Source organism: Roseburia sp. 831b, from assembly GCF_001940165.2.
Taxonomy (GTDB): Bacteria; Bacillota; Clostridia; order Lachnospirales; family Lachnospiraceae; genus Roseburia.
This window is the reverse complement of the sequence record NZ_CP135162.1, coordinates 64,438-82,822: the sequence shown is the minus strand read 5'-3', so window position 1 is coordinate 82,822 and position 18,385 is coordinate 64,438. Positions and strand designations below refer to the sequence as shown.

The 18,385-nt window shown below is 40.9% G+C and carries 17 protein-coding genes and 1 pseudogene; 3 read left to right on the top strand and 15 right to left on the bottom strand.

From position 1 onward, the window contains the following. The first annotated feature begins 175 nt into the window (after positions 1 to 175). Both BIV16_RS00360 and BIV16_RS00355 read left to right on the top strand, forming a co-directional pair. Positions 176 to 1,300: an IS91 family transposase gene (locus BIV16_RS00360; RefSeq protein WP_075679811.1), complete on the top strand. Its 1,125-nt coding sequence runs from the start codon at positions 176 to 178 to the stop codon at positions 1,298 to 1,300. Positions 1,301 to 1,786: 486 nt separating this feature from the next. Next, positions 1,787 to 3,109 (top strand): MATE family efflux transporter, encoded by a 1,323-nt coding sequence (locus tag BIV16_RS00355; RefSeq protein WP_083625107.1) that lies wholly within the window; start codon positions 1,787 to 1,789, stop codon positions 3,107 to 3,109. Here BIV16_RS00355 and BIV16_RS00350 read toward each other — a convergent pair. From BIV16_RS00350 to rlmD, 12 genes and pseudogenes are all read right to left on the bottom strand, one after another. Then, positions 3,091 to 4,869, bottom strand: a complete 1,779-nt coding sequence (locus BIV16_RS00350; protein ID WP_075679925.1) for an ABC transporter ATP-binding protein — start codon at positions 4,867 to 4,869, stop codon at positions 3,091 to 3,093. The two genes, BIV16_RS00355 and BIV16_RS00350, sit on opposite strands and share 19 nt — an antisense overlap. Before the next feature lies 1 nt (position 4,870). Continuing rightward, positions 4,871 to 6,688 carry an ABC transporter ATP-binding protein gene (locus BIV16_RS00345; RefSeq protein ID WP_083625109.1) on the bottom strand — a complete coding sequence of 606 codons (1,818 nt, stop codon included), beginning with the start codon at positions 6,686 to 6,688 and terminating at the stop codon, positions 4,871 to 4,873. A gap of 173 nt (positions 6,689 to 6,861) precedes the next feature. Beyond that, the gene (locus BIV16_RS00340; RefSeq protein ID WP_242940358.1) at positions 6,862 to 7,368 is read right to left on the bottom strand and encodes an ATP-binding cassette domain-containing protein; all 507 of its coding nucleotides are present in this window, start codon (positions 7,366 to 7,368) and stop codon (positions 6,862 to 6,864) included. Beyond that, complete coding sequence (locus BIV16_RS00335) at positions 7,365 to 8,486, bottom strand: ABC transporter transmembrane domain-containing protein (RefSeq protein ID WP_075679927.1); 1,122 nt, start codon at positions 8,484 to 8,486, stop codon at positions 7,365 to 7,367. The genes BIV16_RS00340 and BIV16_RS00335 overlap by 4 nt, the downstream gene beginning before the upstream one ends. Further along, on the bottom strand, positions 8,470 to 9,447 hold the full coding sequence (locus BIV16_RS00330) for an aldo/keto reductase (RefSeq protein WP_075679928.1): 978 nt from the start codon (positions 9,445 to 9,447) through the stop codon (positions 8,470 to 8,472). Before BIV16_RS00330 ends, BIV16_RS00335 begins: the two co-directional genes overlap by 17 nt. 130 nt (positions 9,448 to 9,577) lie before the next feature. Next, complete coding sequence (locus BIV16_RS00325; protein WP_278335605.1) at positions 9,578 to 10,012, bottom strand: NAD(P)-dependent oxidoreductase; 435 nt, start codon at positions 10,010 to 10,012, stop codon at positions 9,578 to 9,580. Then, positions 9,998 to 10,156 (bottom strand): annotated as a pseudogene (locus BIV16_RS15670) (recombinase family protein); the annotation flags it as partial. The gene BIV16_RS00325 and the pseudogene BIV16_RS15670, both read right to left, overlap by 15 nt. After that, complete coding sequence (locus tag BIV16_RS00320) at positions 10,147 to 10,725, bottom strand: phosphorylase family protein (RefSeq protein ID WP_075679930.1); 579 nt, start codon at positions 10,723 to 10,725, stop codon at positions 10,147 to 10,149. The pseudogene BIV16_RS15670 and the gene BIV16_RS00320, both read right to left, overlap by 10 nt. 26 nt (positions 10,726 to 10,751) lie before the next feature. Continuing rightward, a complete protein-coding gene (locus BIV16_RS00315) occupies positions 10,752 to 11,648 on the bottom strand; it encodes a sugar phosphate isomerase/epimerase family protein (RefSeq protein WP_075679931.1) in 897 nt (298 codons plus the stop codon). 9 nt (positions 11,649 to 11,657) lie between these two features. Then, positions 11,658 to 12,062 carry a hypothetical protein gene (locus tag BIV16_RS00310; protein WP_075679932.1) on the bottom strand — a complete coding sequence of 135 codons (405 nt, stop codon included), beginning with the start codon at positions 12,060 to 12,062 and terminating at the stop codon, positions 11,658 to 11,660. After that, positions 12,059 to 12,649, bottom strand: a complete 591-nt coding sequence (locus BIV16_RS00305) for a GNAT family N-acetyltransferase (protein WP_075679933.1) — start codon at positions 12,647 to 12,649, stop codon at positions 12,059 to 12,061. The genes BIV16_RS00310 and BIV16_RS00305 overlap by 4 nt, the downstream gene beginning before the upstream one ends. A gap of 301 nt (positions 12,650 to 12,950) precedes the next feature. Further along, a complete protein-coding gene (rlmD, locus tag BIV16_RS00300; protein ID WP_075679934.1) occupies positions 12,951 to 14,672 on the bottom strand; it encodes a 23S rRNA (uracil(1939)-C(5))-methyltransferase RlmD in 1,722 nt (573 codons plus the stop codon). Between the two features lie 136 nt (positions 14,673 to 14,808). Here rlmD and BIV16_RS00295 point away from each other — a divergent pair, with 136 nt between their 5' ends. Further along, the gene (locus tag BIV16_RS00295) at positions 14,809 to 15,006 is read left to right on the top strand and encodes a hypothetical protein (protein ID WP_075679935.1); all 198 of its coding nucleotides are present in this window, start codon (positions 14,809 to 14,811) and stop codon (positions 15,004 to 15,006) included. Positions 15,007 to 15,144: 138 nt separating this feature from the next. On the opposite strand, the gene BIV16_RS00290 is transcribed toward BIV16_RS00295, so the two are convergent. The 3 genes from BIV16_RS00290 to BIV16_RS00280 form a co-directional block, all read right to left on the bottom strand. Further along, positions 15,145 to 15,603, bottom strand: a complete 459-nt coding sequence (locus tag BIV16_RS00290; RefSeq protein ID WP_075679936.1) for a GNAT family N-acetyltransferase — start codon at positions 15,601 to 15,603, stop codon at positions 15,145 to 15,147. Between the two features lie 70 nt (positions 15,604 to 15,673). Continuing rightward, on the bottom strand, positions 15,674 to 17,479 hold the full coding sequence (locus BIV16_RS00285; RefSeq protein WP_075679937.1) for a hypothetical protein: 1,806 nt from the start codon (positions 17,477 to 17,479) through the stop codon (positions 15,674 to 15,676). A gap of 153 nt (positions 17,480 to 17,632) precedes the next feature. After that, positions 17,633 to 18,349 carry a sulfite exporter TauE/SafE family protein gene (locus BIV16_RS00280; protein ID WP_075679938.1) on the bottom strand — a complete coding sequence of 239 codons (717 nt, stop codon included), beginning with the start codon at positions 18,347 to 18,349 and terminating at the stop codon, positions 17,633 to 17,635. Positions 18,350 to 18,385 lie beyond the last annotated feature (36 nt).

The window sequence follows — 18,385 nt, the reverse complement described above, 5'->3', positions numbered from 1 at the left end:
TGTACGTAACGTACACCTTTATACTATACGTTGACGTCAAAAATGACAACTATTTTTCTCAGGCTTTGCACGATACACTTATAAAAAAGTGTCTTCGACACTCTCAACTCCCCTAGCCCCTCATTCATGAGGGGTAGGGGTTTTCTTATCTCCTTCTTTATTGTAAAATTCTATTATGAATATATTACAATCCATCTTTACCGATTATTATGAACACATCATTTACCAACTCCATCCTCGTCCTGCTGTCATTGAAAATGTCAACAAGATGATTCATTGTGGTGACTCTTCTCACGGTGGTGCCATGTATGGCTGTCCTCACTGCGGAAATCTTAAATTTGTTCCCTTTCGCTGTAAAAGCCGTTTTTGCCCTTCCTGTGGAAACAAATACAACCAGCTTCGTTCTTTTCAGATGTCCTGCAAGCTCGTTTCCTGTGTTCACCGCCATTGTGTTTTCACCATCCCAGAGGAACTCCGCATTTATTTTCTCAAAGACAGGTCTCTCTTAAATTGCTTATTTCATTCTGTCCGTGACGTTGTCCTTCGTATGTTTTCCAAAATGAATAAAACTGAAAACTTTACTCCCGGATTTATCTGTGTTCTTCACACCTTTGGGCGTGACTTAAAATGGAATCCCCATATCCATGCCCTCATCTCTGAAGGCGGTGCTGGCAACATCACTCCCTGGCGTCCTGTCAAACACTTTGATTACAACTTTCTTCGTAATGCCTTCCGCAAAGTGCTGCTTGAACAGCTCTCCTTCCGTATTGGTCCCACCTTTCGTAAAGTTAAAAATGAAATGTACACAAAACACTCCAATGGTTTTTATGTTCGTGCAAAGCCAAATCTCTGCACTCCTGATATTACCATTAAATACATCAGCCGATACCTCGGCAGGCCTGTTATCGCCACATCACGTATTGATTATTATGACGGCGAAAATGTAACCTTTCATTACACCAGACACGAAGACAACAAAACAGTTACTGAAACCATCCCTGCTTTGAACTTCATCCAAAAACTAATTGTACACATCCCCGAAAAACATTTCAAAATGCTTCGCTACTATGGGATATATGCCAAACATCATAAACAGGAAAAGAATCTCCGTAAATGTATTTCTGCTGAAAAACAACATTTCCTGCGTTCTATCCAGGACTGGCGGCACTCCATTCTTCTCTCTTTCGGATACGACCCTCTCTGCTGTTCCGAATGTGGCACTTCTATGTTGGTTTTAGAAGTTTACCACAAAAAAACTGCACTATTTGAACAATATCGAAAGGTTATGGGATATGGATAACTCCATGCTCATAGTAATTCTTTCTCCATAGTCAGATAGTGCAGCTGTCCTAAACCAAAACAAAAAACTTCATAAACAACGTCATGGCGAATCCACCATTCGCTCTTTTGTCATGTCATTTTTTATTTCAAGTTCATTATACACTATTTCTGACTGTTTGAGAAATTTCCTATAAAGTGAGAAAGCCGCCTGGGATTAAGGGTGTGTGCATACCAACTGGGGAACACGTTTCCAATTGCTAATTTGTCGATGTCGATTTTCGGCTCTTGCCATTGTTTATGTTCATTCGACAGCTGGACACCATGTTGGAAGTGTTCAGATGGCGAATGTACACAAACCCTGAGCCGAAAATTGGCATCGACAAATTTACGCAATTCTCACGAATTGTTCCCCAGTTGGTATGCACACACCCTTAGTACCAGGCGGCTTTTTCATCATTTAATCGTACAAAGTTTGAGTATTTAAAAAGAAAGGCAGTTCAATCTTATGGAAAAATCAATTCAAAGAAGGATGTTGGAATTTTGTATTCCGATTATTTTTATGTATATCATCAACCAGGCTTATAGCTTTGTCGACAACGTTATCGTCGCAACCTATGTCAATGAGCGGGCGCTTGCAATTCTTTCCTCTTGTATGAGTGTCATCAATGTCGGCTTTTCGCTGACAAGTGGAATCGGCAGTGCTGCGAGTCTTCTGGTGTCACGACACGTCGGTGCAAAAGAATATGACAAACTTCCGCGTATTTTGCGAGACGCTGTCATCGTCGGACTTATGCTTAGCGCACTCATCGTCACCTTTTTCTTCCTTTTTACAAGACCGCTGCTTTCCGTCATCCACACCCCGGCGGAGATTGTGAATGAAACTACAATTTTAGTTTATATCTATACCCTTTCCATTGTGATGGGTATTCTTTGTGTTGTCCTTCACTCCTCCTTAAGCGGAATGGGGGAATCCAAACGGCCAACCTTCTATATTACACTGACACAGGTGTTAAATATTGTACTTGATATTGTGGTTGTAAAATATTTGCACTGGGGTGTTAACGGTGCGGCACTTGCCTCCCTGTTTTCCCAGTTCGTCTCCATTCTTTTCCTGATTCCTCTTTTAAAAAGAAAATTAGGCGAATACAACGTTACTTTTCAGACCAGGACAGCAGAAAGCTTTACCGGAAAAGTGTTGCGCCTTGGCGTTCCTTGCCTGTTACAGCAATCCGTCATGTCAGTTGGTGCGCTGTTTATCAACTCCTACGTCAATACCTTCGGTGTTTCCTATATCAGTGGATTCAGTGCCGTCAACACCATCGGAAACCTGATGTTAGTTCCGATGCTTGGCATCACCACGACACTTGAGATTTTCTCCTCTATGTCGATTGGTGCCAAAAATAAAGACCAGCTCCACACGGTAAAGCACACGCTTTTCCCGATTGGACTGATCTTTTGCGGAATCGTAATTGCCTCCTCACTTGCCTTAAAACAGGCATTTGTCGGACTTTTCCTTGAAAATCCGAACGGAGAAAGCTTTTCCTTTTCTACCACTTATCTGGTCTTTTACAGCTTCTCCTACCTTTTTATCTTTGTAAAATATTTCTTTGATTCGCTCTTTAAGGCTTACCAGAAGGTATCGTTCTTTGTCGCAACTTCGTTTGTTGCATTAGGAAGCCGCATTCTTTTCACGTACCTTCTGGCTCCGGTATTACAGGTGCAAAGTGTCATTGCTGCCACACTGATTGGAAATCTTATTGCCATGCTGACTGCAATCGTCCTCTACGCCACCCATATTAAAAAGTTCAATCAGGCTTCTAATCTGTAATTTTTTGCCTGCGATTCGAACAGTTTATAGTACAGACTTTCTGTCTTTTTCATCAGATTTTCATGCGTGTCGAAATCGGAAACGGTTCCACCGTCGATGATTAAGATTTTGTCACAGAAAACACTTGAGGACATTCTATGGGAAATGTAAATTGCAGTCTTATCATCCACAAGACCGTTGAATTTCTCATAGATTTCAGCCTCTGCAATCGGGTCAAGTGCACTCGCCGGCTCGTCTAAAATCACAAGGGACGAATCCTTATAAAGTGCTCTGGCAATCGCAACTTTCTGTCCCTGTCCACCGGACATTTCCACGCCATCTTCGTCGTATTCTTTTCCAAAACGGCTATCGATGCCATCTATTAATTCGTCAATTTTTTCACGAAGTCCAACCTCGTCAATCAGTTTTTCAATCCGCTTTCGATCTGCCCCCTTTTCCTGGCAGGAGATATTTTCTGCAATCGTAAAATTAAACAGGCGATAGTCCTGGAAAACGGCTGCGATACACTTCATATAGGAAAGATAATCATAGTCGTAAATATTTCTTCCATTGATTAAAATTTCTCCGCTATCCATGTGATACATCCGGCAGATTAATTTTACAAGTGTTGATTTTCCGGCGCCGTTAAGCCCGACAATCGAGATTTTCTCCCCTTTGTGAATGGAAAAAGAAACGTGTTTTAACACCGGTTTTTCTGCCTTTGGATAGGTAAATGTAACATCTTTGAATTCAATGCTTTCCACAGGACCCACAAACTTTGCTTTCCCTGTCTCTTTTGTCTCCTCCGCAAGTCCCATGAATTCTAAGTATGGGTCTAAAAATGCCAGCTGCTGCAGCATTCCTACAATATTGGTTCCAAAATCCACAACGGTTGCCGAAAACTGGATGGCACAGGACACATACATGGTTAATGAACCGATGGAAATTCTTGGTCCAAACCAGGTAGATAGCGTGCGGAATCCCACATAGGCATAGGAGATTGCCGCAACTGCATCATTGACAACGCTCATTCCGCCAAAGGACTTTCCCATCCTGCGGAAAATTTTTTCAAAAATATCACAGGTTCCCTCTAAATGGGAGGACAAACGGTTTTGCACCATGTCAGCCATGTCATACAAACGGATATCTTTCTGATTCTGTTTTTCAAACGCCAAATCAAAATAATACCCAAACTTACGGTTAATCGGAACTAACTCCTGCTGCATGTAAACCATGTACTTTGACATTCCAGAATAAAACAATAGCATGACAACAACACCGACCGCCACAATCAAGACAAGAACCGGTCCTAGCGTTGCCATAATCGCGATAAGACCTGCCAGTGTCACAGCTCCGCTAAACATCTTTGCGGCGCAGTCGATCAGATATTTCACTGCATTCTGGTTGCTGATGGCATACACAGCACGTTCCTTTAAATCCAGATAATACGGGTCCTCCAGGCAGGAATACTCCAGTTTCATGATTTTCTCTGCCATCTTTTTGTTCATCGACTGCGTGAAGTAGGATTCCTTTTTCTCCTTGACCGCCTTAAATCCATTTTCCAAAAGCGACATCAGCACGTTATTTGCAACAATGAGTCCCACGAATAAGAAAAGGACTTTGACGTCTCTTGCTCCCAACAACTCATCCACCAAAAATTTTGGCAAAATGATATTAAAAAGAAGTTTTGCGCCATTTGCAAACGCATCTAAAATCAAGACAATGATATAGGATGGCGAAACCTGCCATGACAGTTTTAAAAAACTTGCTAACTTTTTCATGTTATTCCCTTTCTACATTTGTAGTTGTATCGTTTTGTTCCTGATAGTATTTTCCCTGAATCACAAACATCTTGTAGTACGCACCTTTCTTTTCCATCAGTTCCTCATGCGTACCGTATTCTTTTAATCCATCCGCATCAAAAAGCGCAATTTTATCACAGAACTTCGTGCTTGCAAGACGATGTGAAATGTAAAGTGCTGTTTTTCCTTTTACCATATCGCTAAAGCTCTTATAAATTTTTTCTTCTGCCAGGGCATCCAGCGCTGCTGTCGGCTCATCCATGATGACCATTGGTGCATCTTTATATAACCCTCTTGCTATGGATAATTTCTGGCGCTCTCCACCGGAAAAATCAGTTCCGTTTTCATCGATGACTTTTAACATCATCTGGTCTAACCCTTTCTCAAATCCCCGGACTTTATCGCCTAATCCAACCTTATCCAATGCTTCCTCAACACGGGCATCATCCACATGTTCTGCACGGCATGCTACATTTTCCCGGATGGTAAATGCCAAAATATTGACATCCTGGAATACGGCTGCATAAAGATCGTACAAATCCTTTTTCCGATACTCCCTGATTTCCACACCGTTGATGTAAATATGTCCCTTCGTCGGCTCAAAAAGACCTGTCATCAGTTTCACCAGCGTGGATTTTCCGGCTCCGTTTACTCCAACCACAGCTACGCTCTCACCTTTGTGAATCGTAAAATTCAAATCGTGGAACACTTCCTTTTCACTGTTTGGATAGTGGAACGATACATGATCGAACACAATCTCTAAGGTTCCTTGTGGTTTTCCAGCGGTTCCACCTTCGTTTTTCAAGTCTGCATCCATCAAATTGTAGAAATCGTTGACATATTGTCCCTCATTGCAGATAAATGCAACGTTCTCCCCGAATGTCAGCATCATCTGCATCAAGGACATAATTAGGGAAATATACATCGTAAAAGAACTGATTGGCATTCCCATGTAGGCACGATAAACCAATATTCCATACATAACTACATTTGTAATTATCAGTGTAACTATTCCTGCCATTCCAAGTAAAAACTCGTGTTCTGCCATTTTTCCGGTCAAACGGGTCAGTGCATCAATCTCCTCTTTATAATTTTTCAGGATACGGTCCCTGAAATTATAGATTCGAATATCTTTTCCATAGGAAAAATCATGGGTCGTCTTGTAATAATAACGAATCTTTCGCTCTGCCTTTGCCACTTCCTCTTTTCTGGCATAACGATAATTGTGATTCTGTCTGGAAATCCACATGATAACGCCGACATGCAAAAGCAACGCCAGCATAATCCATGGACTTAAGTACCCGGTCAGTGCAATCATTCCAAGAATACTAAGTAATGCCGCCGGCATCAGATACAGCTTGTTATAGACACCTTCCATTCCAAGCGCATTGCCATTCAAAGATGCAAATGCGCGGTCGTTTTCCTCGTAAAACTTTGAATCCTCTACATAGTGATAATCCATCGTCATAACCTTGTCTGTGACATCAGTTAAATTTCTTAAACGATAGCGCATGTTATGAATCTGAATCACCTGATCCATATATTTCATGATATACCCTAACACTCCTGCCACAACTGCATAAAGTACCATTGCAGCCGCCAAATCCCTTGCGGCATTTTCCCCGTTCTGCTCTAAAATTCCAATTGCAATTTTCGGCAGAAAAACTGCTAGGAACGGGTACGCCGTTGCCGCCACTGTATAAATTGCTACGCGCAAAAACTGCTTCTTATCCTGATTTTTTACATTCAAAAGCATTCTTTTTATGACCGCCAAAATGTCATACTTCCTTTTTTCCATGCTTGTCTCCTCGTTTCATTTTTCTTTTTCAAAATAGAATCCGGCTGCGCAGCCTCTTAAGCTTTCTGGCTTTTGCACTATCATAAAAAAAACACCAGCCTTAGTAAATAGATATTTACTAAGTGGTGTTTTTTCCGATGTAAGTGGTAAAAATCGGCAGGTGTTGTGCGGGGTTATCTGTTAGCCTCCAAATCAATCACCTTATTGTAACATTCCAGATTTGCAACCTCGCCGTGTGAGATTTTTACAATAATATAGTGTTCTCTCTCCCGCAATAACTCTTTTTCAATCTGCCCGATTCTCTCCTGGCTTTCCTTGTCTAACCCTGCCTCAATCTCATCTAGCAAGATGACTGAAACATCCTGTTTTCTTGCCAGAAGCTTCATGATAATCGCTTTCTTCTTTTCACCACCGGAAAAGCTTTTGCCGTTATCCGTAATCTTCCCGTATTCCTTCGTCAGATTTACTTTTGACACATAATTCTGATATGCTTCCCTAGAAATCTCTTTGTGAGCCATGATGGAAAGATAATCTGGCAACGTCTCATTCAAAAGGAGTTCCTCCTGGTTCAGGTAACAGATATTGCGGTAGAGTGACTGCTGTTTCACCTTTTTATAAGAGATTTCGTTATACTGAATGTCTCCCTTGCTTGGTGTTAAAAATCCAGCTATCATTTTCAGCGTACTAGATTTTCCACATCCGTTTCCTCCTTGTAAAAGAATGGCATCCCCTTTTTCATCGTAAAAGAACGATTTGAAAAGACACGAATTCCGTTTTCGTAAGACAATCCGACCTTATCAAATGTAATCTCTGAAATGTCTAAAAGTTCCTCTCCATCCTCCTTTTCCGGCTTCGCTTCCTCTAAAATACGGTCGATATTTTCAAATGCCGCCATATTTTTCATGAACTGATAGAAATTTCCCTCTATGGCACGACTTTTTTCAATAATCAGATTTGTCACAAAAATATAATAGACAAGTGTGCCAGCACTGGCTGATTTTGCATGAAGCACCAGAAAACCTGTGATTACCATAATCATAATCTGGTGATAATGTTCCATCAGATTTTGTAAAAATACCGTCTTTTGATCCGACTTAATGGCAACCTGGATAAAATCATGAATACTATTTTTCACCTTTTTGCGATAATAATCCTGCAATCCATTCGTTCTCGTCAGCTCAATCGCCTCCACACACTCATCATTTGTCGCATTCTCACGCTTCAACGACTGGTTCACGGTTCTGGAGCATTTTGACATGACCGGTTTTGAGAAAAAAGAAAATACAAATCCAATCACAACTGCAAAAATTAAAATTACAGTTGTAGTTACATCTACCTGGAACGACACCAAAAGAAGAATCAAAATCATAAAGAAATCTGCAAAAATGTTCAACGAATAAAGGATAATATTTCCATAAATGCTGATGACATCGGTAAATAGAACATTTTTCAAATAACTTTTTCCAAGCCTTGCATAAGTGTCCTGCTCAAAGCTCCAGATGGCATTGTATAATTTTTCACGGATAAACCACAGAACCTTTTCCCCAAGCATATCAATGTGCTTGTACCATTTCACATTTAAAAAATTGTAGCAAAGCCACATTCCGGCGTAGATTACAACACAAATAAGGAAAAGTGAAACAGATGGAACTTCCTCAATTCTTGCAACCATTCCTTTCATCGCAAGCGGAATTGCGACCTGCAAAATGGACATCACCAACATGATGCCAAAGCAAAAACAGGTCTGCTTTTTATTTTCTTTTATAATTGCTTTTAGGATTTTAAAATATGTATGCATTGGGTGCCTCGATTCTTTTTTGTATTTCCAGTATTTCCTTTATATGCCCGATGTTCTTGCTCCCCACAATCACATGATCCACGCCTTCTAATGCAAACGCCAGCAATTCCTCCACACGATACATTTTCAGTGCGTCCCCCATTGCAAGTGGCATACTTCCCACCGTTTCAAGTTCAAGTTTCCTGCAAGCTTCTGCCAGTGTATATTTCTGTCCTTTCACGGTCTGGCTTAATGTTGTCACCGGATAATCACAAAAACGATTATATTCAAACAAAACGTATTTAAAATGGCTCATTCCGTTTCCTGCCTTTTGTGCTTTCTCCTTTACTTTTTCAAGCTCAAAATGCCACTTTTCTTCCTGTGGTTCTTCTCCCATAAACTCAAGGGCAATTCCGTAATACCGGATTTTTCCCTGTTTTACCTTGTCCTCGTACCAGGCAAACAACATTTCCATCCTATCATAAAATTCCTCTTGTGTTAACTGTAAACGTGAGATTTCCGGGATATGAATATAGTGAACATCAATCGTCTCCAAATCTAAGTTTTGCAGCGACTTTTGTAACGCAATTTCAAAAAATTTAGGATTTAACGTCTGATATAATCCACCATACTCTGAAAAATCTGCACGTGTTATCCCCTGCGGTTCTAAAACCTCTTCTAAATATTTACCTGGATTTTTTCCCACCTGCACATCCCCATACAAAAGTCCTGCCTTGGAGGTAATGCAAAAATCTTCCCGTCGCAGATTTCCTTTTTCCATTAACGTTCCAATTGCAGCTCCCTCGTCCTTTTCGGAACACATTCCACGATAATTAATTGCTCCATCAATAGTTGTAAATCCATGTTGCAGGGCATAAGAAATCGCCTCTTGATACTTTTTTGAATCCTCTTTTGAAAAATCTCCCAGATGCGTTCCTAACGCAATTCTTCCCATTCCACTTTTACAGTATCCTTTTTTCATTCCTTCTCCTTTTTCCTCTGTCGTTATGGAACTTATTATGACAAAGCAGGGAAAAAATTTTAAGACTTGTTTTGCAGTGACAGAATGCCTATAATAAAAAGTGGAGAGGGAATCTGATGGATTTCCTCTCCTAATACCCTTTTTTCAAATCCACCACATCCGACAGTTTTCCCGCTTCTAAGTAGTGGATTACCTTTTGTAAAATATCCATCACGTAACGATCATGACCTACATCTACCTTCATCGCTTGATGTGGCGACAATACAATATTTTCCAAATCCTCAAAAGGCAGCACGGTTGGATAAAAATCTGTCTCATATTTTCCTGGTTTTTTATCCCAGGTATCGATTGCAGCCCCGGTAAGCTGTTTGGTTTCAAGCGCTTTATATAAAGCTTCCTGATCGATACAATTACTACGTCCTACATTTACAAGGTATTTTCCTTTTAAAAGTTTTAAAATCTGGGCATCAATCAGTACATCCGTATCTTTCGTCTTTGGCAGCGATAAGATGAGCATATCTGTCTTTTCACATAATTCCTCTAAGAAATCTACCGTTTGGATCATCTGATTAAAAGCAATTCTTCCTTCAATGGATTTACCGGATTTTCCTGAGTCTTCATACTCGCCGGCTATTTCATATTCATTATAGTCACAGAATGCTTTCATTTTGGTTTTCTGTGCTTCCAGTGAATAACCATCTATCTGCATAGCTGTTGAGACACGAGTGTAGAGATGGAAGGTGTGCAAAATACAGATGCTTTCTTTAATTCATAACCGCTTTCTTCTACGATTTCAACAATATTGTTTATAAATGTCATGTCAGGTTCTACCCTTTCAAAATGGACAAAATCTTTGATGGAATCTTTCAGATAGGTATGTGCAGAACCACCTGCAATCGAATAAGTTGGCGTGCACAAATCGCCAAGCTCAAACTCCGGTTTTAATGCGCCAACTGCACCTATAAAAATCATTTTATCAAAGGTTAGCTCTGCACATACTGCAACATGATTAATCAGATTTGAATCTGATGATGCAGTTTTTATCCATGCAATCTTAAGGTCATCTTTTTCAACGAGGTATCCCGCAATATATGCGCCTTCCTTTAAGGTTGTGATCTTGCAATAGCTATCCATCTTAAGTTTATACGGAGAAAAGCTTGGTGCAACAACCAGCACATCATAGTGTTCATTCTTATCAAGACCGAAAGCAAGATATGCCATGTTGTCGGAATTGTATTGATGAAATTTGTCCATTATTTCAATCATCCTCTTTTTCATGGTTGATTTTCCTCCTCTGATTTACTTTATTTATGTGTTTCAGTATGTCGCAGCAGGCTCCGAATCCTGTCAAAACATGCATTCAGCATATTGTAATCCACTTCACCGGTTTCCCTACAAATTGCTGTTGCTTCCACCGTAAAGTCACCCGCATAATCATATTGTGCAAGCTTATCAAAAAAACCTGTAAAATCAATCTTTCCTGCTCCAACGGGAAGTGTTCTCAGATTGCTCCAGTCCATGTACCCGCCATTATAGTCATTGATGTGCATGTGCGATATCAGCCGCTCCCGAAGCAGCCAGTCCCACTCAGGCAAAAACAATTCCATGGTCTGATTGTGAAACTCAGACATCTTAGTGTCAAAGACAAAGGTGGCGTTTTGGTATGCTGCGTGCACTCTTCTCATATTTTCGAGAGGATTTTTGTGGTTACATACCACATTTTCAATCATCAGTTCTACCCGGGAAGCCTTCGCCAGGTCATCTAACATGCCAAAGCGTTCGATGTTTTTGGAAAGATATTTATCGGATACAATACCATTCCAGAGATGGAGCACCATTTTATCTGCGCCGAAGGCATTGGCAATCTCGAGATTCACTCGAAAGCGTTTAATCCCGTTTTCGAAGGCTGCCCGGTCCTCCTCATCAGTCATTCTGTATTCATGATATCCTGTCCCGTCAAACCAAGCTTTCATACCACATAAAGATTCCCCCAGCGATTTCTGACAGTGCACCACCGGAATCCATAACTTCAATGGCTTAACGATTTGAATTAGCTTGTCCACATTTTCATACATCGTACTGTCCACCATGAACTCAAATCCATCACAGTTCAGTTTATCCGCCATATCACCAAGCGCCGCATATTTTTCGGGGGTTGTCCGCGGAAACAATGCCCCTGTTGAACATAGTATTTTTCTCATAAGATGCTCCTATATTTCATGTGTTGTAATACGAATATCTGTCCTTTGATTCCTGATGGCAATCTGATAATCATCCTCGTAGATGATTTCCCCGGGAATCTCAGCACACTCAGACATATATAGCTGGGTTCCATATTTTCTTGCCATCTCATGATAAAAGGTCATTTCAGAATAGATCCGATTCCCCTCAGGTGTATCTTTAAACCAAGTAATTGCCTTGTCCGGATTGCCCTCGTCATAAAAGGGAGGCACCGGCAATACCTTTTCGAAATAGGCTCGATTCTTCCAGTATTCTGCAGTTTCCTCCTCGGATAGGATACCTGCGTCAACCAGTTTACCAATTGCAGTAAAAATTCCTCTCGGCTGCTGCGTGATATATGCTATATCAGCAGTGTGAATACGATAGTATCTCATCCATCTTCACCTACTTTCTTTAAGTCAATCCAATATCTTTTTATCATAGTACCTTCAACTTCAATGCTTTTTTCGAAAATGCCGCCATTCGAAATAATAGTCAGTTCGCTGGCCTTATTGGTTTCATCACAGGTAACCAGCATTTTTTTGATACCCAATGCTCTTGCATTTTTGATGTTCAAACGAAGCATCTCTTTAGCATATCCTTTTCTTCTTTCCGAAGGACGAACCGAATAGCCTGTATGACCGCCCCATGTTCCAAGAATAGGATGATCAATGTGGTGTCTCAAATCAATAATCCCTACAATTCTGTCATCGCTTTTTCGTACTGCAAGATACATATCTGAAGGTACCGTTGTTCCTCCCTCGTTACAAGTTTCCTCACTATTCCTCAATTTACATATACGAATCCATTCCTCTACAGAGTTACATTTACCAAGACAACCGCATCCTGCAAATTGATCTTCACTATTTGCATCATTATTAATTATCTTCTGACGAAAATTCCAAATATCTTCAGCATATTTTATTTGAGGTTCTACCAACTCAATATCCAGACAATCTGTCTCTATTACATATTCATGCATGTTTTACCCCTCACTTTCTAATCTGATTACTTTTATTATCTGGCCTAAATAATAAAAGAACCACTTACCCAGAAAAGATAAGTGGTCAGCGTATACGTATATCGTATATATTCTGAAATTCTACTCTTCTCTGTATCCACTATCTTTACATACAACAACAAAACCATCCACGTGTCCCGCATGCTTGGCTACCACATTTACGTATGAAGATTTGGATACAAATCTGCTCATCCGAAGAATTTCCTTTCAAAAAATATTAGGTTTAGGTTACTACTGTAATACTCAATTGTCAATCAAATTTTTAAATCATCCGAAAAAATCTCAATGCGTCCGCAATCGCATCCTCTTTCTCTTTCGGACACTGTGGCTGCTTCGCATCCCCTGATTTAGGCAAATTATAGTTCTCACGCTCTATGATTCCATACTTAGCCTTCACTTGCGCAATATAAAGGTTAGAAACCTTCATCCCATCATTATGCTCAGCCACATATTTCTTAATTTCCTCATATGTAGCCTTGCTCTCAGCAGAAATAATATCCATCTCATCCATATCCAGCTTCACACTCACATAATGCTTTGCTTCACGAAGTTTTGACAAAAGACATACCGTCTCCACATGCCCCGTAAACGGAAACATATCAACCGGTGTGCATTCTTTCATCACATAACCGTGTTTTCTGAAATACTCCAAATCTCTTGCGAGTGTCTGTGGATTACAGGAAATATAAACCACACGCTTTGGTGAGAGTGTTACAACGGAAGACATAAAGGCTTCATCACTTCCGGCTCTTGGCGGGTCCATAAATACGACATCAACATCCTGCTCTTTCGTGCCGTCTTTGTATTGCGCCATTTCCACCATAAATTCGCCTGCATCCTTATTATAAAAAGAAACATTTTGGATTCCGTTTCGTTTTGCATTCGTTACCGCATCACGCACTGCATCACGGTTCAATTCTACCCCAATCACTTCTTTTGCCTTTGCTGCTGCAATCAGACCGATGGTTCCGATTCCACAGTATGCATCTACGACGCGCTCTTTTCCGGTCAACTGCGCATATTCCATTGCTTTTTCATAAAGAACCTCTGTCTGCACCGGGTTGACCTGATAGAAGGATTTTGGAGAAATGCGGAACGTACAGCCACAAAGTGTATCTTCGATAAAGCCTTTTCCATAGATGGTATGCTCTTTTTCTCCTAATACCATGCTGGTTCTCTTATCATTGATATTTATCACAACCGTCGTAATTTCCGGATGAAGTTTGCGAAGCGCCTTTACAAAATTATTTTTGGATGGCATAACCGGTGAACCGAGCACAAGCACCACCATGATTTCGCCACTCTGAAATCCTTTGCGCACCAAAACATGGCGAAGCAAGCCGTATCCGGTGTCCTCATCGTAAGTCTTGATTTTAAAAGAGCGGAGCAAGCCACGAATATCGCGGATGATGGCATCTGCTTTCTGATCCTCTATCATACAACTGTCAATATTGATGACATCATGGGTTCCTGCCTTGTATACACCGGAAATAATCGTTCCTGCCGAAACTCCGCCACGCCCTTTGTTATTTCCACGGGCACCTCTTCGTTCAATGTCAAAGACAGCATGTACCTTATTTCTATAATGAAGCGGGTCCTTCATTCCAAGAATTGGATTTACCTTTCCAAACTTACCAACTAATTCTTTTACGAGTTCCTGCTTTTTCAAAAGCTGTTTTTCATACGCAATGCCCTGATAATCGCAGCCACCACATTTTTTTGCATAAGGACAGGCATCCTTATCCTGCTTTTTTGCATGGCTGCTACTGGTATGCTGCTTTGCAAGCTTCCCCTGCGCATTCTGCTTTGCCATCTTTCCTGCGGATTCTTTTTTGGAAGCATCCCAGCTATATTTTTTGCCAAGCTCCGCCGCATTTTTCTTTGCACCGTTTCCTGAAAAATGTTCTTTCGTTGTAACCTGTTTTTCTTTTGAAAATGGTTTTCCTTTTTTCTGTGAATTGTATTTTTTTCTTGTTTCTGACATATCTTTCCTCTCTATTTTTCCAATCTTACCAAACTGTAAGATTAACTCTTAAATTGTAAGCCACATCCATGGATTCTACTTTCCTTTTTTTGTAATATAAATATATCAAATCACTTACGCAAAAGGAGAATCGATCATGAAAAAATTCATCAAAACATTTACACTTGTAGTTGGAGCAACCGTTGTTGGAGCCATTATCGGTAATCTTCTTGGAAGACTTCACATCGAAACACCTGTCATCGTAGCTGTCGTTGCTGCAATGTATGCAAGCTTGTACGGACATAACATTCGCAGCAAATCTTCTAAAAATGTAGCTTCCAGCAAGTTGTCCTAAAACAAAATCTGTGTCTTTCTTTGTTTCATTATACCAACTGTTTGTGCCTGTGTATACACAAAAAAATACACCAAATACGCTTGTACTTGGTGTATCCTCTTCGGGGATGCTGTTATACTGTCCTTTACTTTGCACATGTCACTTTTTCATTTTCTTCATCCGTTTCATATACAAAAGTGGATATGGATTCCCCTCCTCATCGCATTCTGTCCGTTGATATGTTTTAAACCCTAAATGCTCATAGAATCCTACCGCCTGTGGATTTTGTTCATTGACCGTAACCTCTTGTATTCCGTAATTCCGAATTCCATACTGAATCAGTTGTTTTCCAATTCCTTTTCCTCTTTCTTCCGGAGAAAGAAACAACATTTCCAGACGATTCTTTTCTACTCCCATAAAAGCAATCGGTTGTCCTGACTCACTTTCTGCAATCAGCAGATGCTCCACACCCTTTAAAGCCTGCGGTACATATTTTTTTATCCGAAGAACCTCTGCACCCGAAAGGAACAGATGTGTTGCCCGGACAGAATCCTCCCAGACAGCTAACAGCGTTTCGATTAATTGCGGTGTTCTTGTTTGAATTTCTTTTATTTCCATATCGGTTTCCTCGTCCCATTACAATTTTATATCATTGTAACATAACAGGATGAAACTTTCATTGCTATTTTTACCGCACCACTCCATTTTCATACTCACAAATTACGGCTCTGTCGCCACTGTTCATCACAGGATCGCCACTGTCATTTAACACATGGGACATGCCCGGATTGCCGGTAATCATAACACTACAAATATTATGTACCTTTACACCATTTTGGTCCGGAACTTCCATTGCAGTATTTAGGTTGACTTTGGCATCCCGATTGTAAAGGTAAATCCCCAGTCCCCACGCTTCAAACTGTTTTACCGCGTCATCCACATGAAAAGATGCATATCCATCTACCGTATTGTTATGACTCATCCATGCCTCCTGATTCGGGACATCGTATGGAATTTCACTTTGGTACATGACAACGCATCCATCCTCACCATTCCAGGTCGTCTGGTATTTTTGAAAATGTTCCACCATCAGCGCATACATAAAGACATCGTCACCGTTTACCACAATTCCCTCGTCCGCCGTATTTTCCTCCCATGCAACATCATCTCCGTGATCCGCACGCCATACCCAGAAATTATCTCCCGTCACATGACTGCTGTTTATCGTCACACAGCGTTTTACCTTTGCAGGAGCTTCCGCTTTGGTTCCTCCCACGCGGAAAAACAAATCGCTAAGTGCTATTTTCTCTGCATTTTCGTCCGTCGATGGAGCATTTTCTTCTCCAACTACCAGAAGATTTTCCGATTCTTTTGTTCCTGCATCAAATAAAAGACCTGCAATTTTTAATCCTGGTACATCCGCGGTCTGTATACAGGCAGTTCCATTTGTTGCACGAAGCGTTGCAAGCCCCGTTCCAAGTACAATTGTATTTGCATTTTTTACCTGTAATGGTGCATCCAAATCATAAATTCCCGGTGTCAAAAACAAATGCTTTCCTTCTGCCAGCGCCTGATTCATCGTCTCTGCAGTATCTACCCCCGCTTTTGCCACATAAAATGCAGAGAATGGAATTGTTTTTCCAGCATTTTCTTTTTTCCATGACACTCCTGACGCGTTGGTCCGCTCATCCGGTACATATACGCAAAATCCTTCCTGTTTATCATAAATCAAAAATGGTTTTTCCTGTATACGGGCAGTTGCTCCCGCGTCCGTATACGGCACCGCAGGCCACGTTCCCTCCGGTGATTTTCCAGGTTCGATTCCCAAAAAGACCATGTTCCAGTTTTTGCCCATCCACTTTTTCCAGTTACAATTGCGCGACAGCCACTGTTGCTGGGAACCGGAATCTGTCAGCAAATCAATGTTGGAATCTGCAAGAAATCCTCCGCTGCACCATCCGTAATTATCATGCAGATATAATGCCCCATCAATCTGCATTCTTCGCATGTAAGTTGCCTGTGAAACCGCCCACATTGTATTACTTTTTAGTTCCAGGTTCTCCACGCCCCGCCAGAAATTACAACATGCATTGTGGTTATCCGGATCATCTCCAAGCCAGCGGGCCGTGCAGCTTAAGGAACCTAATTTCGTATCCGTGGGAAGTTCTCCAAGTCCTGCCACCTGCGTGTAAAATCCAACATTCACATCAATGTCATCATACGTTCCCGGCATAAAATAAATGCTATACCGCTCCTCCCCAAATTGATTTGCTTCCTGTTCCTGATAAATGTCCTTTAGTATGGCATTCACTTCATCCGGGTCATCGTCCGGCGAAAAAATATAAACGTTTTCCCCAAATAGTTCATTCTGATAATTTACAACTGTTTCCATCGTACTTTTTCCACTTTCTCTGTGTCCTGCGATTCCAAGTCCTGCCGTCATGAGCAAAACCAATCCTGCACGAAACAGACGTCTTTTCCTTACCGCTTGCATACCTAATCTCCTAATTTGTAGGCTATCTTTTGACACCTTAATGTTAATAGTATAAAAAAATACATTCCCGAAAAAAGGAATGTATTTTTTCTAAAGGTGTGTTTTTTTTAGCGAAAGAATTTTTCTTCTCTTTTTGTGCACCACTTTTTTTTATCATAGATTTTTCAGAATCAATGATATTCCAGACAAGACCAGTAGTATGAATGTTATTTTTTTAACGAGCTTTTCATCCATGTAATTGCTGCATTTCATACCAGCAATTAGTCCTAACAACGCAAAAGGAATGAGCATCAGGACCGATTTTACCGTATCAAATGTAAGCAGTCCAAGAACACTGTATAGAATGATACGGAACGTATTTTCTACAATGAACACCGCACTGATGTTCGCCTTGAATGAACCGGAATCCTCCGTTACGCGGTTGACATAGGCTGCCAGCAATGCACCCACTCCAAACAAACCGCACAAAACACCTGCCGTCACGCCAATAATCGCCAATACCGGCTTGGATGAATGAACCCGCTTTTTGCTGTATTCTCTGAAAAACATCTCTGCACCTAACACAACCACGACAACACCAAATACCAGCTTGATAGCTCTGGCATCTACATTTTTGAGCAAAAAGGCACCGGGAATGCTGCCCAGCAACACTAACGCTGCCAGAGGAAGGTAGACCTTGGAATCAAGCCTTTTTCGATTTTCCCAGGTGAGAATCAGATTCGATGGATAGCCCAACAGCAGGTCGATGGGGGAAATATTAGCGTTCAATGCTCCAAAGCTTAGAATCGAAGTAAAGACCAGTGTATTTGCGAAGCCACACAGCCCCTTGATAAAATAGGAGACCACAGCTGCGATTATCCATAAGTACATGATGAAATTCCTTTCTTTTTTCTTGCAAAAATAATT

What these genes read in the sequence shown, in the direction of transcription:
- BIV16_RS00360 (WP_075679811.1), top strand. Translation starts at nt 176, where the DNA reads ATGAATATATTACAATCCATCTTTACCGATTATTATGAACACATCATT.
- BIV16_RS00355 (WP_083625107.1), top strand. Translation starts at nt 1,787, where the DNA reads ATGGAAAAATCAATTCAAAGAAGGATGTTGGAATTTTGTATTCCGATT.
- BIV16_RS00350 (WP_075679925.1), bottom strand. Translation starts at nt 4,869, where the DNA reads ATGAAAAAGTTAGCAAGTTTTTTAAAACTGTCATGGCAGGTTTCGCCA.
- BIV16_RS00345 (WP_083625109.1), bottom strand. Translation starts at nt 6,688, where the DNA reads ATGGAAAAAAGGAAGTATGACATTTTGGCGGTCATAAAAAGAATGCTT.
- BIV16_RS00335 (WP_075679927.1), bottom strand. Translation starts at nt 8,486, where the DNA reads ATGCATACATATTTTAAAATCCTAAAAGCAATTATAAAAGAAAATAAA.
- BIV16_RS00330 (WP_075679928.1), bottom strand. Translation starts at nt 9,447, where the DNA reads ATGAAAAAAGGATACTGTAAAAGTGGAATGGGAAGAATTGCGTTAGGA.
- BIV16_RS00325 (WP_278335605.1), bottom strand. Translation starts at nt 10,012, where the DNA reads ATGATCCAAACGGTAGATTTCTTAGAGGAATTATGTGAAAAGACAGAT.
- BIV16_RS00320 (WP_075679930.1), bottom strand. Translation starts at nt 10,725, where the DNA reads ATGAAAAAGAGGATGATTGAAATAATGGACAAATTTCATCAATACAAT.
- BIV16_RS00315 (WP_075679931.1), bottom strand. Translation starts at nt 11,648, where the DNA reads ATGAGAAAAATACTATGTTCAACAGGGGCATTGTTTCCGCGGACAACC.
- BIV16_RS00310 (WP_075679932.1), bottom strand. Translation starts at nt 12,062, where the DNA reads ATGAGATACTATCGTATTCACACTGCTGATATAGCATATATCACGCAG.
- BIV16_RS00305 (WP_075679933.1), bottom strand. Translation starts at nt 12,649, where the DNA reads ATGCATGAATATGTAATAGAGACAGATTGTCTGGATATTGAGTTGGTA.
- rlmD (WP_075679934.1), bottom strand. Translation starts at nt 14,672, where the DNA reads ATGTCAGAAACAAGAAAAAAATACAATTCACAGAAAAAAGGAAAACCA.
- BIV16_RS00295 (WP_075679935.1), top strand. Translation starts at nt 14,809, where the DNA reads ATGAAAAAATTCATCAAAACATTTACACTTGTAGTTGGAGCAACCGTT.
- BIV16_RS00290 (WP_075679936.1), bottom strand. Translation starts at nt 15,603, where the DNA reads ATGGAAATAAAAGAAATTCAAACAAGAACACCGCAATTAATCGAAACG.
- BIV16_RS00285 (WP_075679937.1), bottom strand. Translation starts at nt 17,479, where the DNA reads ATGCAAGCGGTAAGGAAAAGACGTCTGTTTCGTGCAGGATTGGTTTTG.
- BIV16_RS00280 (WP_075679938.1), bottom strand. Translation starts at nt 18,349, where the DNA reads ATGTACTTATGGATAATCGCAGCTGTGGTCTCCTATTTTATCAAGGGG.